This is a genomic window from Niallia alba, from assembly GCF_012933555.1.
GTDB lineage: Bacteria > Bacillota > Bacilli > Bacillales > Cytobacillaceae > Niallia > Niallia alba.
This window is the reverse complement of the sequence record NZ_JABBPK010000001.1, coordinates 4,896,983-4,910,745: the sequence shown is the minus strand read 5'-3', so window position 1 is coordinate 4,910,745 and position 13,763 is coordinate 4,896,983. Positions and strand designations below refer to the sequence as shown.

Annotated in this window: 12 protein-coding genes; 7 read left to right on the top strand and 5 right to left on the bottom strand. The window is 35.8% G+C overall.

The window, feature by feature from the left end; translation table 11 throughout:
* Positions 1 to 37: 37 nt before the first annotated feature.
* Positions 38 to 868 (bottom strand): ABC transporter permease, encoded by an 831-nt coding sequence (locus HHU08_RS23300; protein ID WP_169189440.1) that lies wholly within the window; start codon positions 866 to 868, stop codon positions 38 to 40.
* Positions 865 to 2,061 (bottom strand): quaternary amine ABC transporter ATP-binding protein, encoded by a 1,197-nt coding sequence (locus HHU08_RS23295; RefSeq protein WP_101729954.1) that lies wholly within the window; start codon positions 2,059 to 2,061, stop codon positions 865 to 867. The genes HHU08_RS23300 and HHU08_RS23295 overlap by 4 nt, the downstream gene beginning before the upstream one ends.
* Positions 2,062 to 2,633: 572 nt before the next feature.
* Between HHU08_RS23295 and HHU08_RS23290 the strand changes: the two genes are divergently transcribed.
* The gene (locus HHU08_RS23290) at positions 2,634 to 3,716 is read left to right on the top strand and encodes an NAD(P)/FAD-dependent oxidoreductase (RefSeq protein WP_169189439.1); all 1,083 of its coding nucleotides are present in this window, start codon (positions 2,634 to 2,636) and stop codon (positions 3,714 to 3,716) included.
* Positions 3,717 to 3,959: 243 nt separating this feature from the next.
* On the opposite strand, the gene HHU08_RS23285 is transcribed toward HHU08_RS23290, so the two are convergent.
* Positions 3,960 to 4,751, bottom strand: a complete 792-nt coding sequence (locus tag HHU08_RS23285; RefSeq protein WP_101729953.1) for a hypothetical protein — start codon at positions 4,749 to 4,751, stop codon at positions 3,960 to 3,962.
* Positions 4,752 to 5,259: 508 nt separating this feature from the next.
* Here HHU08_RS23285 and HHU08_RS23280 point away from each other — a divergent pair.
* The 5 genes from HHU08_RS23280 to HHU08_RS23260 all read left to right on the top strand — a co-directional run bounded on the left by HHU08_RS23280 (position 5,260) and on the right by HHU08_RS23260 (position 9,931).
* Complete coding sequence (locus tag HHU08_RS23280; protein ID WP_016205212.1) at positions 5,260 to 6,432, top strand: ABC transporter substrate-binding protein; 1,173 nt, start codon at positions 5,260 to 5,262, stop codon at positions 6,430 to 6,432.
* Between the two features lie 193 nt (positions 6,433 to 6,625).
* Positions 6,626 to 7,501, top strand: a complete 876-nt coding sequence (locus tag HHU08_RS23275; protein WP_101729951.1) for a branched-chain amino acid ABC transporter permease — start codon at positions 6,626 to 6,628, stop codon at positions 7,499 to 7,501.
* A 12-nt stretch (positions 7,502 to 7,513) separates the two neighbouring features.
* Entirely contained in the window at positions 7,514 to 8,449 is a 936-nt protein-coding gene (locus HHU08_RS23270) for a branched-chain amino acid ABC transporter permease (RefSeq protein ID WP_169189438.1), read from the top strand.
* A complete protein-coding gene (locus tag HHU08_RS23265) occupies positions 8,442 to 9,224 on the top strand; it encodes an ABC transporter ATP-binding protein (RefSeq protein ID WP_169189437.1) in 783 nt (260 codons plus the stop codon). The genes HHU08_RS23270 and HHU08_RS23265 overlap by 8 nt, the downstream gene beginning before the upstream one ends.
* Positions 9,224 to 9,931 (top strand): ABC transporter ATP-binding protein, encoded by a 708-nt coding sequence (locus tag HHU08_RS23260; protein ID WP_016205208.1) that lies wholly within the window; start codon positions 9,224 to 9,226, stop codon positions 9,929 to 9,931. Before HHU08_RS23265 ends, HHU08_RS23260 begins: the two co-directional genes overlap by 1 nt.
* Positions 9,932 to 10,265: 334 nt before the next feature.
* Here the strand turns inward: HHU08_RS23260 and HHU08_RS23255 are convergent, their stop codons facing one another.
* Positions 10,266 to 11,396, bottom strand: a complete 1,131-nt coding sequence (locus HHU08_RS23255) for an NAD(P)/FAD-dependent oxidoreductase (protein WP_169189750.1) — start codon at positions 11,394 to 11,396, stop codon at positions 10,266 to 10,268.
* A 786-nt stretch (positions 11,397 to 12,182) separates the two neighbouring features.
* Here HHU08_RS23255 and HHU08_RS25835 point away from each other — a divergent pair.
* Positions 12,183 to 12,416 (top strand): MGMT family protein, encoded by a 234-nt coding sequence (locus tag HHU08_RS25835; RefSeq protein ID WP_169189436.1) that lies wholly within the window; start codon positions 12,183 to 12,185, stop codon positions 12,414 to 12,416.
* Positions 12,417 to 12,552: 136 nt separating this feature from the next.
* Here HHU08_RS25835 and HHU08_RS23245 read toward each other — a convergent pair whose 3' ends face one another.
* The gene (locus HHU08_RS23245; RefSeq protein ID WP_016202638.1) at positions 12,553 to 13,503 is read right to left on the bottom strand and encodes an L-lactate dehydrogenase; all 951 of its coding nucleotides are present in this window, start codon (positions 13,501 to 13,503) and stop codon (positions 12,553 to 12,555) included.
* Between the last annotated feature and the right edge of the window lie 260 nt (positions 13,504 to 13,763).

Here is a 13,763-nt window from a genome sequence, read left to right as displayed (position 1 = left end):
TTATACTTCCTTTCTTTTGTAAAATAGTATCGTTTTTTTATGCTTTTTTTCCTAATCCTTGTGTAATTCGATCCAGTATAATCGCAAGGACAACAATACCTAATCCACCAGTAAGGCCTAATCCAACATTTACACTAGAAATACCGGATAAAACAGTACTTCCTAATCCAGGTGAGCCAATCATCGAGGCGATAACTGCCATTGATAATGCCAACATAATCGTTTGGTTAATTCCTGCCATAATAGTTGGAATGGCATTTGGAAGCTGAACCTTAACAAGTAACTGCCAAGAAGTAGAACCGAAAGCCTTAGCAGCTTCCACAATATCAGCAGGAACTTGTTTAATAGCTAAACTCGTCATGCGTACTGCAGGTGGAGTAGCAAAAACGAAAGTAGAGATAACTGCTGGTACTTCTCCTAGACCAAAGAGTAGAATAGCAGGGATTAAATAGACAAAGCTTGGTAATGTTTGCATGAAATCGAGAATTGGTCTAACAATATGATCCAATGTTCGATTTTTAGCTGTAAATATTCCCAATGGGATACCAACAACGATTGAGAAAAAGGTTGCTACGATAACAATAGCTAATGTTTGCATAGCACCTGTCCATAAACCTACTGAACCTAAGTAAAGTGCACCAATAATTGTAAAAATTGCGATTCCTCTTCCGGCAAGGCGCCATGCTAATAGTGCTAAGAGGATTGCGATTATTTCAGCAGGAATAAAGGTAAATAAATTAGTGACAGCATTAATAAATATGCTTAACACTCCGCTAAAGGAGTTGAAAAAGTCACCTAAGACTGGCAATAGCCAATTGTCTACAAATTGATTTGTCCAATCTTCTAGTGGAAAGAAGAAATAATTCATACGATAGCCTCCTTTTGTTCTTTTCCAAGAATAAGTCCAGACAATATAGAGACTCGAACGATGATTCCTAGCAATCTATTATTTTCTGTGACTGCAATGGGGAATTTTGATTCTGCTGCAACGCCAATTAAATCATTTAATGGTGTATCGTATGTGGTTGAATGGAAGTCATGCTCTAATACATCCTCAACCCATTTATTTTCTTTGAACGCATTAATGGCAGCATCAATGGTCAGGATACCTTTAAGTTGTTTATCCTTATCTACGACAAAGATACTTGATAGACCAGCTTCCTCCATTTTCCTTACCGCTACTCTCGGGCCATCCTTCCAAGTAGTAATTAAATCTGGTTGTTTCATAATATGACCTGCCACTAATACCTTGGAACGATCTACATCTTCAACAAAACTAGAAACATAATCATTCGCAGGCTTTTCTAGTATTTCTTCCGCTGTACCTAATTGTACAATGGAACCATTTTTCATAATTGCAATTCGATCACCTAACTTAAGTGCTTCATCTAAGTCATGGGTGATAAAGATAATCGTTTTGCCTAGCTTGTTTTGTAAACGGATGAGCTCATCCTGCATTTCTTTCCGAATAAGCGGATCTAACGCACTAAATGCTTCATCCATTAACAGGATATCGCTATCATTGGCTAATGCTCTAGCAAGACCTACGCGTTGCTGCATACCGCCACTAAGTTGATTAGGATAACTTGCTTCATACCCTTTTAAACCAACATCATGGATAGCTTTTGTAGCTTTTTTTGCCCGATCGTTCTTAGGATGACCTTGAATTTCTAAACCGTATTCCACGTTTTCTTGAACTGTTCGATTTGGAAATAATGCAAAATTCTGAAAAACCATACTAAGTTTTTTCCGTCGGATATCGATAAGCTCTTTTTTATTCATGCTGGTTATATTTTTTCCATCAATTAATACTTCACCAGAAGTTGGTTCGATTAGTCGGTTAACTAGGCGAATAAGTGTAGATTTCCCACTGCCGGATAAACCCATAATGACAAAGAATTCTCCTTGTTTTACATGAAAGGAGGCATTATCTACCCCAATTGTCATTCCTGTTTCTTTAAGTATTTTCGTTTTTTCTTCGCCAGCTTGGAGTCTTTTTAGTCCTTCCTTTGGGTTTCCTCCAAATATTTTTGTAAGATTTTTGACTTCGATTTTATACATTCATCACTTCTCCTTAAAGTTTTATCTGGGAGATTTTTTAGGATATGGATAAATAAAATGGAAATAGAAAATAAAGTTGATTATTTTTAGAGGAATAGTAGGAATTAAGCGAGTATAATGGCAATACTTAAGGTGGAACTTTGGTTAGAATGGTTTTGTAAAGTATTACTTGCTTTGTATTACTCCCAGTATGGTAATGGGATTTATCCATATCCTTCTCCTGTAGAGCTACAATAATTATATAAAACATTTCTTATAAAGGGCAAACATGATAATAAAGCATATACAGTTCATATCGTTCATAAAGTTTTTTCTGATTAAACTAAATAGGCGGTATGCTTAAAAATACTACCTAATCCACTAAATAACTCTTAATTCTATCCTTTACATAGACAAAATGAGCTTTTTCTATTTCTCGCCCACCATCTTTAAAAGTTTTCTTTATAGGATTGATAAAATTCAAAAAAAGAGGTAGTATGTAACTGAGAATGATAATCAATTTAACTAATAAATAGAATGATGTAATCATATATAGATAGTACAAAACTTTAATAATAGGAGTGAGCGGGTTAATGGATCATACAGAATTATTCGATGTGACGATAATTGGCGGCGGACCAGCAGGCTTATATTCTGCTTTTTATAGTGGGCTAAGAGAAATGAAAACAAAAATTATTGAATTTTTGCCACAGCTAGGTGGAAAGCTGCATTTATATCCAGAGAAAATGATCTGGGATGTTGGCGGCATCACTCCAATGCCAGGTGAGAAGTTAAGAGAGCAGCTTGTCCAGCAAGGTTTAACTTTTAAACCAGAAGTAGTAACAAATACGAAGATCCATTCTATTTCTAAAAATGAGGAAGGGATATTCTTATTAGAAACAGATTCAGGAGAAATCCATTATTCTAAAACAGTCATTGTTGCAGTAGGAAGTGGAATCGTTACTCCACAAAAATTAAAAATAGAAGGTGCAGAAAGATTTGAGGTATCAAACTTAAATTATACAGTAAAATCTTTAATGCACTTTAGAGATAAGGTTGTCGTTCTTTCTGGTGGTGGAAATTCAGCAGTTGACTGGGCACTCGAACTAGAGCCAATCGCAAAGAAAGTGTATTTAACATGTAGAAAAGATACCCTTGCAGGTCACGAGGCAAAAGCAAGAGAACTGTTAGAAAGTAACGTAGATTGCTTATTCCATACCTCTATCACGAAATTGATTGCCAACGAAAGCCATAATTGTATTGATTCGGTTGAATTAACGAATACAAAAATGGAGGAAATGACTACTTTGAAAGTAGATGAAGTAGTCATCAACCATGGCTATGAAATGGATTCTTCCTTATTAAAGAATAGTAAATTGAAAATTGAGATGCTTGAGGATTTTTACATAGCAGGCAATGTTAACAGTGAGACATCTGTACCTGGAATATTTGCCGCAGGAGATATTCTAAAGCATGAAGGAAAAGTTCATTTAATTGCAGGAGCTTTCCAAGATGCCGCAAATGCAGTTAATAAGGCGAAATTATTTATCCAGCCAGACGCAAGCAATAGCGCGATGGTATCATCCCATAATGAACTATTCGAAGAGAAGAACAAAGAACTAATTAAAAGTATGATCCAATGTGATGATTGTTCAGTGATGAAAGTACGGGTCTAAATTCCATTAGGTGTGTTTATAGTTTTGAATACGTAGCTTGTAGTTGGAACATCGCTCGCTCCATATGAAGAGAAAATGTATTCTCAAGTCAGTATTCTTATGAAAGAATAGTATAGAAAAAAGAGTTATTGGAGAAGAGAGAGTTACTACTTTTCCAACAACTCTTTTTTATATAGAAGTTTGGCTGCAATCCAAGTGGATTTAACCAATATTCTCAAAGTATCATGATTTTCCAGTTATGACTCATTCTGTTGAGACAGTCATCATTAAAGCATTTATCGGCACTTCTGCAGTTTCTAATGTATAGACAACATTTCCTTCTTCCCATCTCGCCGTTATCTCTACTTCCTCCGCATTTTTTGGATAGTTTACTTCCACTCGTCCATTTTCTTTAGGTACTGGGAGGGCATTCTCCTCTAAATAGTCCACCATCTTTCTTGCAATATCAACAGAATCTAATTGATCTTCAGAAATCGATTTAATTTGTAACACCCAACGTCCTTCTTTCCAAACTAAATACGAACTTCCAGCTGCTCCTTCCCTCATTCCGGTAATTTGATGCCCTAAATCTACCTTCATGTCATCCGGTACAGAGTCTAATGAAACTTCAGGGAAAAGTTCCTTTTGTTTGTTTTCATCATCGAATGTTTCAGCTTTAAAAGTCGCAATCAGATTGTCATTTGTAGCTAAAGACTCATCATTGATAGAGACAGCTTCTTGCGTCTGATAGAACGAAATAGAATATCCATCTGTTTCATTTTCATTAATTTTAGCTGCAATATATTCAGAATCTGTTATAGGAAATTTCGTCGGTAATTTATTATCTTTCATCTTAAGCATAGATCGAATTTCTTTAATCTGTTCATCGGTTGAAGGGGGTTCCTCAGTAGTCTGATCAGTTTCCGTATTAGCTTGTCCAGCAGCATTTGCTTTTTCCTCTGTCGGTGAATCAGGTTGACTGTCTGTTGAACCATTGGAACAGCCACTTGCTATAAGAGAAAAGGTGAAGAGTGAAAAGAATAGAATTTTTTTCATTCGTAGTACTCCTTTCTATGTCTTATTAGTACTGTTTATTCCCTATAATAAGAAAAAAATGAGTTATATAAAAAAATTTTTAAAAATTTGCAGATGAATTTTTTGGAAAATAAGCTTCTGGTATGTTAGAAAATATAACTTGTGCTAATAACAAATATTTCTAGATTAACGATTGATCATTGGAAACTGCTATTTTATGAAAAAATTATTTTTTATTTTGGTAAAAATTCTGACAAGTAAAAAATAATTATTTCATATTTAACAGAATTGTTAAAAAATATTCAAAATTCATTCCTTTTAGCGTCAGAAAATGTAACATTTTATTGAGGTTTGTCGGGTATTGATTATTTTTGTCTAGTTCGTTATGATTAATTTCGCAATATAAAAATGATTTGAATAGTCTGACTAGTCAAATTAATAAAATTTATTTTGTAAAACTCTTTCAACATTTAGAGTTATTTTCTTTTTATTGTCAGAATAATCAAATAAACATAAGAGGGGATTCAGTATGAAGAAAAAATTAAGTCTTTTAATAACAGCTTCTACATTAGCTGCTGGTATATTGGCTGGCTGTGGTGCCGGTGGAAATAATGCATCCAAAGAGGATGAATTTAAGATAGGAGTTAACTTGGAGCTTTCGGGAGCTGTTGCGTCTTACGGACAATCATTAGAAAGCGGCATTGATTTAGCTATTAAAGAGATTAACGCGGATGGCGGAATAGATGGCAAGAAAATAGTACCAGTTAAAGTAGATAATAAATCTGATTTAACGGAGGCAACTAATGGAGCATTGAAACTAATCGACCAAGATAAAGTTTCAGCAATTATCGGAGCAGCTACAAGTGGCGATACAGTAGCACAGGTACAAATCGCTAATGACAAGAAAACGGTCTTATTAACTCCATCAGGTACAGCTCCAAACGTTACTGTTAATGATGATGGAAAGCTAAATGAGTATGCATTCCGTACATCCTTTATTGATCCATTCCAAGGAAATGTGGCTGCTAATTTTGCTATTAATGATTTGAAAATTAAAAATGCTGCCATTTATGCTGATAGTGCAAGTGATTATGCAAAAGGATTAGCAGCAGCATTTAAAGAAACCTTTACAGCTGCTGGTGGAAAAATAGTTTCAGAAGAATCTTATGTTGCAAAGGATACAGATTTCAGCGCGACATTAACGAGAATCAAAGGGAAGAATCCAGAGTTTGTATTTATTCCTGGCTATTATGAAGAAGTTGGATTAATCATTAAGCAAGCTCGCGAAATGGGTATTACAGCTCCTTTCATGGGTGCTGACGGCTGGGATTCTCCAAAATTAATTGATTTAGCTGGAGCAGAGAGTTTAAATAATACGTTTATTACAAACCATTATTCTTCGGAAGATCCAGATGAGAAAATTCAAAAGTTTGTTTCCGCATTTAATGACGAATACGGAAAAAGCCCAGATGCATTTAATGCTTTAGGTTATGACTCTGTGTATCTATTAAAAGATGCTGTTGAAAGAGCAGGAAGTACAGATTCTGAAAAGATTAAAGAAGAGTTGGCAAAAACAAAAGACTTATCACTAATTACTGGGTTAGTTACAATCGACGAAAATCATAACCCGATCAAATCAGCAACAGTTCTAGAATATCAAGATGGAAAACAAGTGTTTAAAACAAAGGTTGATCCAGAATAAGACATTATGGATGGGGAGGGAGAGCCTCCCTATTTTCCATTGGAAGAATAAGAATAGAAAATTGGAGATATGAAAGAGTAATAGAGATAGAGAGTAAGAACACAAAATGTGCTTTATACGAGTTAAGTAGCAGTAAGCTTTGCGAAAATATTTTTCATTGATTATTGCTTAGCAAAAGGGAGTGAATAAATAGATGGAATGGATACAACAGCTAGTTAACGGCATTTCCTTGGGAAGTATTTATGCCCTTATTGCCTTAGGATATACGATGGTATATGGAATCATTAAACTTATTAACTTTGCCCATGGAGATGTATTTATGGTCGGGGCCTTTATTGGCTTTTATGCTATTACTGGCTGGGGGCTTAGTTTTTTTCCAGCATTGATTGTTTCCATGATTGCTTGTGCTATCTTTGGAATTATTATTGAAAGAATTGCATATAAACGGTTGAGAAATGCGACGAGAATTGCGGCACTAATTACAGCAATCGGGGTTTCTTTATTGATTGAATATGTATTTATTTATTTTAGAGGGGCAGGATTAGAAACCTATCCAAGTGTTTTACCAACAAAGACATTTGATGTGTTTGGTGCACAAATTACAAGCAAGTCTCTGATTATTTTAGGAACGTCAGTAGGATTAATGTTAATTTTGCAATTTATTGTCCATAAAACGAAGACCGGAAAGGCAATGCGGGCGGTTTCTCATGATATAGATGCAGCAAGATTAATGGGAATCAATGTAGACCGGACCATTTCAGCAACTTTTGCGATTGGATCTGCCTTAGCTGGAGCAGCAGGCGTAATTTTTGGTGCTTATTACACAAAAATTGAACCACTGATGGGAGTCATTCCAGGATTAAAGGCATTCGTTGCAGCTGTTTTAGGCGGAATAGGGATTATTCCAGGTGCAATGATTGGCGGACTTATTTTGGGAGTAGTAGAAACGATTGTTAGTGCTTTAGGCTTTTCTTTATGGAGAGATGCCGCGGCTTTTATTATTTTAATTTTGATTCTTATCTTTAAACCATCAGGCATACTTGGTAAGAATACAAAAGAGAAAGTGTAGGTGACTGGAAGGATGAAAAAATCAAAAGCTTTTTGGATATTCCTTATACTGTCCGCACTTATTTATGGCGTAATTCAGTTCCTAATGACTGGAGGCTGGATTGACTCTTTATATAGCAATATGATTATCTTAATGGCAATTAATATTATGCTAGCAGTTAGCTTGCATCTTGTAATAGGTATTACCGGTCAATTTTCAATTGGACATGCAGGCTTTTTGGCAGTGGGGGCATACGTGTCAGCTATTGCCACTATGAAGTTTCAATTGCCTTTTCCAATTGCTATTTTAGCTGGTGGACTTGTTGCCGCACTAGCAGGGCTATTAGTTGGAATTCCAACATTGCGATTAAGAGGAGATTATTTAGCAATTGCTACATTAGGATTTGCGGAAATTATTCGAATTTTCTTCTTAAATATTGATTATGTCGGTGGAGCAGCAGGAATGCAAGTTACCCATTTGACTACATGGACAAGTACGTTCATTTGTTTATTTATTACAATTTTGGTCATAGTGAATTTTACTAATTCAAGACATGGTCGTGCAGCAATTGCGATTAGGGAAAATGAAATTGCGGCAGATGCGATGGGAATTAACACAACTTATTATAAGGTGGCGGCTTTTGCACTAGGGTCTTTATTCGCTGGAGTTGCAGGAGCGCTTCAAGCACATAACTTCTATATTATTAATCCAACTAACTTTGGATTTTTAAAGTCCTTTGATATTTTGATTTACGTCGTCCTTGGAGGGTTAGGGAGTTTATCAGGATCTGTTATTGCCGCTAGCTTTTTGACAATCATTTCTACTTATCTTCAAGATTATCCAGAAACGCGAATGATTATATATAGCCTTGTTTTAGTAATCGTAATGCTATATCGCCCAAAGGGATTAATGGGAACGAAGGAAATTACAGATTTGTTTAAACGCAAAGGAGGTAATTCCAATGACTAAGAATGAACCTTTATTGCAAATGAAAAATGTAGGTATTTCTTTTGGTGGTTTAAAGGCAGTCTCCGCGATTGATGTAGAACTGAATCAAGGAGAGTTAATTGGCCTAATAGGTCCGAATGGTGCGGGGAAAACGACTACTTTCAACATGTTAACTGGTGTATATGCGCCAACGGAAGGGGAAATTCTCTTTGATGGAAAGAGTCTAAAGGGATTGCAGCCTTTTCAGGTAACAAGAAGAGGGATTAGCAGAACCTTTCAAAATATTCGTTTATTTGAAGAGCTATCCGTTTTAGATAATGTAAAGGTAGCCTATCATTCTTTGGCAAAGCACTCGATGCTAAGCAGTATTTTGCGGCTTCCTTCCCATTTCAAAGGGGAGAAAGAAATGGAAGAAAAATCAATAGAGTTTCTAAAGATTTTTCAACTCGATCGTTATATGAATGAAAAAGCGAAGAATCTTCCGTATGGCCAGCAACGCCGTCTAGAGATAGCAAGAGCTTTAGCGGCAGGTCCTAAACTGTTATTACTAGATGAACCAGCTGCAGGAATGAATCCTCAGGAAACACATGAACTGATGGAATTGATCGCATTTATTCGAAAAAAATTTCAGTTAACCATTTTGCTTATTGAGCATGATATGCCCCTTGTTATGGGGATCTGTGAGCGAATTTATGTTTTGGATCATGGACAATTGATTGCAGAGGGAACACCTGAAGTGATTAGAAATCATCCAAAGGTAATCGAAGCTTATTTAGGAGAGGAGGTTGCTGAATAATGCTTCATATAAAGGATCTTAATGTATACTATGGAAATATTCAGGCGTTAAAGGGAGTAACGCTTGATATCGAAGAAGGCGAAATAGTTACCCTTATCGGTGCGAATGGAGCGGGTAAAAGTACATTATTAAAGACATTATCCGGTTTAATTAAGCCTAAAAAGGGCTCTATTGAGTATTTAGGGAAGTCTATTGCAGGAAAACCAGCGCAATCAATCGTGAAAGCTGGAATGTCACATGTACCCGAAGGACGCCGAGTTTTTTCTAATATGACAGTGGAAGAAAATCTGGAATTAGGCGCTTTTTTAAGAAAAGATAAACAGGAAATTCAGAAGAATTTACAAAAAGTGTATGAGATTTTCCCGCGGTTATTTGAGAGAAAAAAACAGCTAGCTGGCACCCTATCTGGTGGGGAACAACAAATGCTGGCAATGGGAAGAGCCATAATGGCAAAACCGAAATTGCTTCTTTTAGATGAACCATCGATGGGATTAGCACCGATTATCGTTCGTACGATCTTTCAAGTCATTCAAGAAATTAATGAAGAAGGAACGACTGTTTTATTGGTGGAGCAAAATGCTCATATGGCATTATCGATTGCGCATAGAGGATATGTCATCGAAACAGGAAAAGTGGTTTTATCAGGATCTGCACAAGAACTACAGGAAAGTGATGAATTAAAGCAGGCTTATTTGGGTGGGCATTAATAAGAGGGATTGGAAAAGGCTGAGACAAAAGTATTCCAGAAAATGATAAATCCGAACAATTATACGAACATGCTAATGAAAGTTCCGTATAATTGTTTGGGTTTTTATTTGTTTTTAAAAGGTTATTTCCATGAAGTTCGGTGCGATTCCTCGCAACCGGAATGCTCTGTTTAACCAACTAATTATATTTCCTCTTGTAAAAAGTATGCAAAAGCAGCAGCTATATACTAGCTAAACTAGAGATTGTTCGTCTTTACAGAGTATCTATTTAGATATGTCCCAACCTTTTTTTCTTCTATTCCTTTAAGTAGGCCCTAATTGAACTAAAGCTCACTTATTTCTTCATTACTCTATTATAAATGGCATAATCAGGATGAGTGCCCTTTGTAAGAATATCCTTTAGTATCTTTGCAAGAGCCATGCTATAAACTAACCCATTATCTCCATAAGCCATTAAAAAGTAGCAATTAGGAAAATCCTCGTATTCGCCGATAAGCGGCAATCCGTCATGTGTTCCCCCATAAAAGGCACCGAGGTAATATTCTGCCTTTATATCTAATTTTGGAAAAAGCTTGTTACATTCTGCAATAAGTTTTTCTTTTCTATACATGATCTTAGAGTCTCTGTCCTCAGGATTAGTAGTATTATCATCCAGGCCGCCAATGATAATGCGATTATCTAAAGTTGTTCTCATATAAATATAAGGACGAGCTGTTTCCCATATTAATATTCTTTTATGCCATGAAGAAAAATCATCGATTGGGTTGGTAACAACAACATAAGAGCTTAATAATAAGCTATTCTTTTCTTTCTTAAATTCTAGATTTTCATATCCGGCTGCCATAATTACCTTTTTAGCAGTTATAGAATGCTGGTTTTCGGTATAAAAAATTGCTTGGTCGTTCGTTAGTTTTTTTCCATTAATACGTGTATTTTCATATACCCGAACCCCTTTTTGGTGAGCGTGTTGAATTAGTCCGTGATTAAATTTGTATGGATTAATCTCCCCATCGTTATTTATGTACAATGCTTTATGTTTATGAAAACCATATTTTTTAAAAATTTCATCAGAAGATAATAGAGATACTTGAAATTGATGTTTGTTTAAATAATAGTATTCCGCCTCTATTTTTTTTGTATCTTCTTCATAGCTAGCGTAATAAAGACTATCGCGGCGGACAAAATCAGATGGGATCTCAAGCTTGGTAGAAATAGCTTCTATATCACGAATTGCTTCCTCACAAAGCTTAGTATGCTTGATTGCTGTTTCCTCTCCGAAAGTATTTACTAGCTCAAATAACATTTTATCTCCTAAATACTGTATTAAGGCAGTGTTTGTCAAAGTACTGCCTTCACCTATATTTCTTTTATCAACAACAACCACATCTAATCCAGCTTCACTTAAATAGTGAGCGCATTGAGCTCCGGAACTTCCGCCTCCAATAATAAGTACGTCACAAGTAATGTCCTCTTCTAAAGTTGGATAAGAAGGAGATTAATAAGCAGATTACAACCTACACCCAAACGCAAACACAAACCAATCAGTTGATACAACAAAATTTACAATAATAATAAAAAGACAAGAGACTGGGACATAAGTATTCCAGCCAAAGTTAAAGCCAAACAATTACACGAAAATTTGTATGATTGTTTGGCTTTTTAATCGGCTTGTAAAAAAGCTGTTTCAGCTGTTATTACCCGCAGCCTGAATACACTTCGCTTTCCATGGGGCTCGCGCTGAGCCGCGGTCTGCCTTTGGCCTGCAGGGTCTCAGGCTGTCTCGCTAATCCCACAGGAGTCTACGTGTATTCAGGCTGCTCCATATTTCCTACTAATTCATTTTTTTGAAAAAACAATATTACTTTAGGAATTAGCCTTTAAAAACGGAGTGCAATGGAGCGGAGGACACTCGACTCCTGCGGGAAATAGAGCAATCTTTAGACCCCACAGGCTTTTGCCGAGGAGGCTTAGGTTGCTCCCCGGCGAATCGTGTGTCTGTAGCGCAATGGAACGAATTAATTTTTACACTTGACTATAGTTAAAAACATAAATAATCAGTATAGGAAAGTAACCTTTATTTATGAGCTAAACTAGAGATTGTTCGTCTTTACAGATTAACTATTTAGTTTTGTCCCAGCCTCGTTTTTTTATGAAATTTCATTGGTATAATCTTTATCTCTAATAAGAAGGAAAAAGTAACTTCTAACAAAAATTTTGTTAGAATGGTCTATATATAAGAGGAGGTAAGAAGATGAGACCTTTTACAAAAAAGGTAGTTGAAATCATTGCAGATATTCCAGAAGGGAAAGTAATGACATATGGACAAATAGCTGCTATAGCTGGAAGTCCAAGGGGTGCGAGACAAGTTGTTAGGATTCTTCATACCTTATCGGAAAAATATCAACTACCATGGCAACGGGTACTTAATAGTAAAGGATGCATTGGATTACCAGGTGAAATGGACAACTTCAAAGAAGGATGTTAGAAAAAGAGGGGATTATATTTGCGGAAAATGGATTTGTTAACTTAATAGAGTACGGTTACGAGCCACTCCATCTATTGGATGAAGAAAATAGATAGAAGCCTATTATACGTTGATAGTAATAGGCTTCTATTATCTATTAATTTAAGGTAGATTCCATTGTTTGTTTAAGAACTTCAACAGAGTGATTAAATTGTTCTGTTTCTTTTTCATTTAGTTCTAGCTCAAGTACTTCACGAATTCCTTGGCGATTAATAATTGCAGGAACACCAATATAGATGTCTTTATGACCATATTCGCCATCAAGATATGCAGATACTGGTAAGATAGAGTTTTCATTTCCGAGAATCGCTTTTGTAATTCGGACAAGTGACATTCCGATTCCATAATAAGTGGCGCCTTTACGCTCAATAATATGATAAGCGGCATCTCGAACATTAATGAAAAGTTCATCTAAGTCTTTTTGAGAGTATTTGTCATTTTTAGCTAGCTTTGTTTCAATGCTTTCTAAGCCAATCGTTGTACTGCTCCATACAGGAAGCTCCGTATCTCCATGCTCTCCAATAATAGCAGCATGTATGTTGCGTGTATCTACATCGAAATACTCACCTAGCATATAGCGGAAACGTGCAGAATCTAATGTAGTCCCAGAACCGATTACTCGCTCTTTAGGAAGCCCAGATTCTTTCCAAACTACATAAGTAAGGATATCAACTGGATTTGTTGCAATTAAATAAATACCATCGAACCCACTAGCAGTTATTTCTTTTACAATGCTTTTAAAAATAGCTGTATTTTTCGCAACTAAATCTAAACGAGTCTCACCTGGTTTCTGCGGAAGACCTGCAGTGATGACAATTAAATCAGCGTCACCACAGTCAGCGTAGTCACCAGCCCATACTTTTGTCGGTGCAGGGGCAAATGGGATACCATGATTTAAATCCATTGCTTCCCCTTCTGCTCTTTCTTTATTTACATCTATCAAAACAAGTTCTTCGGTAACACCTTGGTTAATTAATGAGTAGGCATAGCTGCATCCTACAGCACCTGTACCAATTAAAACTACTCGATTAATATTTTGCTGTTTCATCTTATTGCAACTCCTTTTTCTAATTTAATAGATTAATAGTATTTAAAGCTATTTCATTACTAAATGGAGAACAAGATTCGTTAATAATTTACTTTGTTTCTACTTTTCTCCATAGTATCTTAAAATTCATTCTTTTGTAAAATGTTATTACTGTTTATATAGTGATTATATACTTAAATTATGTGAAAAACATCACATGAATATGTCGATTTTGTGAAAGTTTCTTTAAAAGTAAAGGGAAATACAGCATACATAATCAG

Bases quoted from the DNA above. Each gene is read 5' to 3' on its own strand.
- HHU08_RS23295 (WP_101729954.1), bottom strand. From the start codon at position 2,061: ATGTATAAAATCGAAGTCAAAAATCTTACAAAAATATTTGGAGGAAAC.
- HHU08_RS23270 (WP_169189438.1), top strand. From the start codon at position 7,514: ATGAAAAAATCAAAAGCTTTTTGGATATTCCTTATACTGTCCGCACTT.
- HHU08_RS23290 (WP_169189439.1), top strand. From the start codon at position 2,634: ATGGATCATACAGAATTATTCGATGTGACGATAATTGGCGGCGGACCA.
- HHU08_RS23300 (WP_169189440.1), bottom strand. From the start codon at position 868: ATGAATTATTTCTTCTTTCCACTAGAAGATTGGACAAATCAATTTGTA.
- HHU08_RS23285 (WP_101729953.1), bottom strand. From the start codon at position 4,751: ATGAAAAAAATTCTATTCTTTTCACTCTTCACCTTTTCTCTTATAGCA.
- HHU08_RS23245 (WP_016202638.1), bottom strand. From the start codon at position 13,503: ATGAAACAGCAAAATATTAATCGAGTAGTTTTAATTGGTACAGGTGCT.
- HHU08_RS23260 (WP_016205208.1), top strand. From the start codon at position 9,224: ATGCTTCATATAAAGGATCTTAATGTATACTATGGAAATATTCAGGCG.
- HHU08_RS23275 (WP_101729951.1), top strand. From the start codon at position 6,626: ATGGAATGGATACAACAGCTAGTTAACGGCATTTCCTTGGGAAGTATT.
- HHU08_RS25835 (WP_169189436.1), top strand. From the start codon at position 12,183: ATGAGACCTTTTACAAAAAAGGTAGTTGAAATCATTGCAGATATTCCA.
- HHU08_RS23265 (WP_169189437.1), top strand. From the start codon at position 8,442: ATGACTAAGAATGAACCTTTATTGCAAATGAAAAATGTAGGTATTTCT.
- HHU08_RS23280 (WP_016205212.1), top strand. From the start codon at position 5,260: ATGAAGAAAAAATTAAGTCTTTTAATAACAGCTTCTACATTAGCTGCT.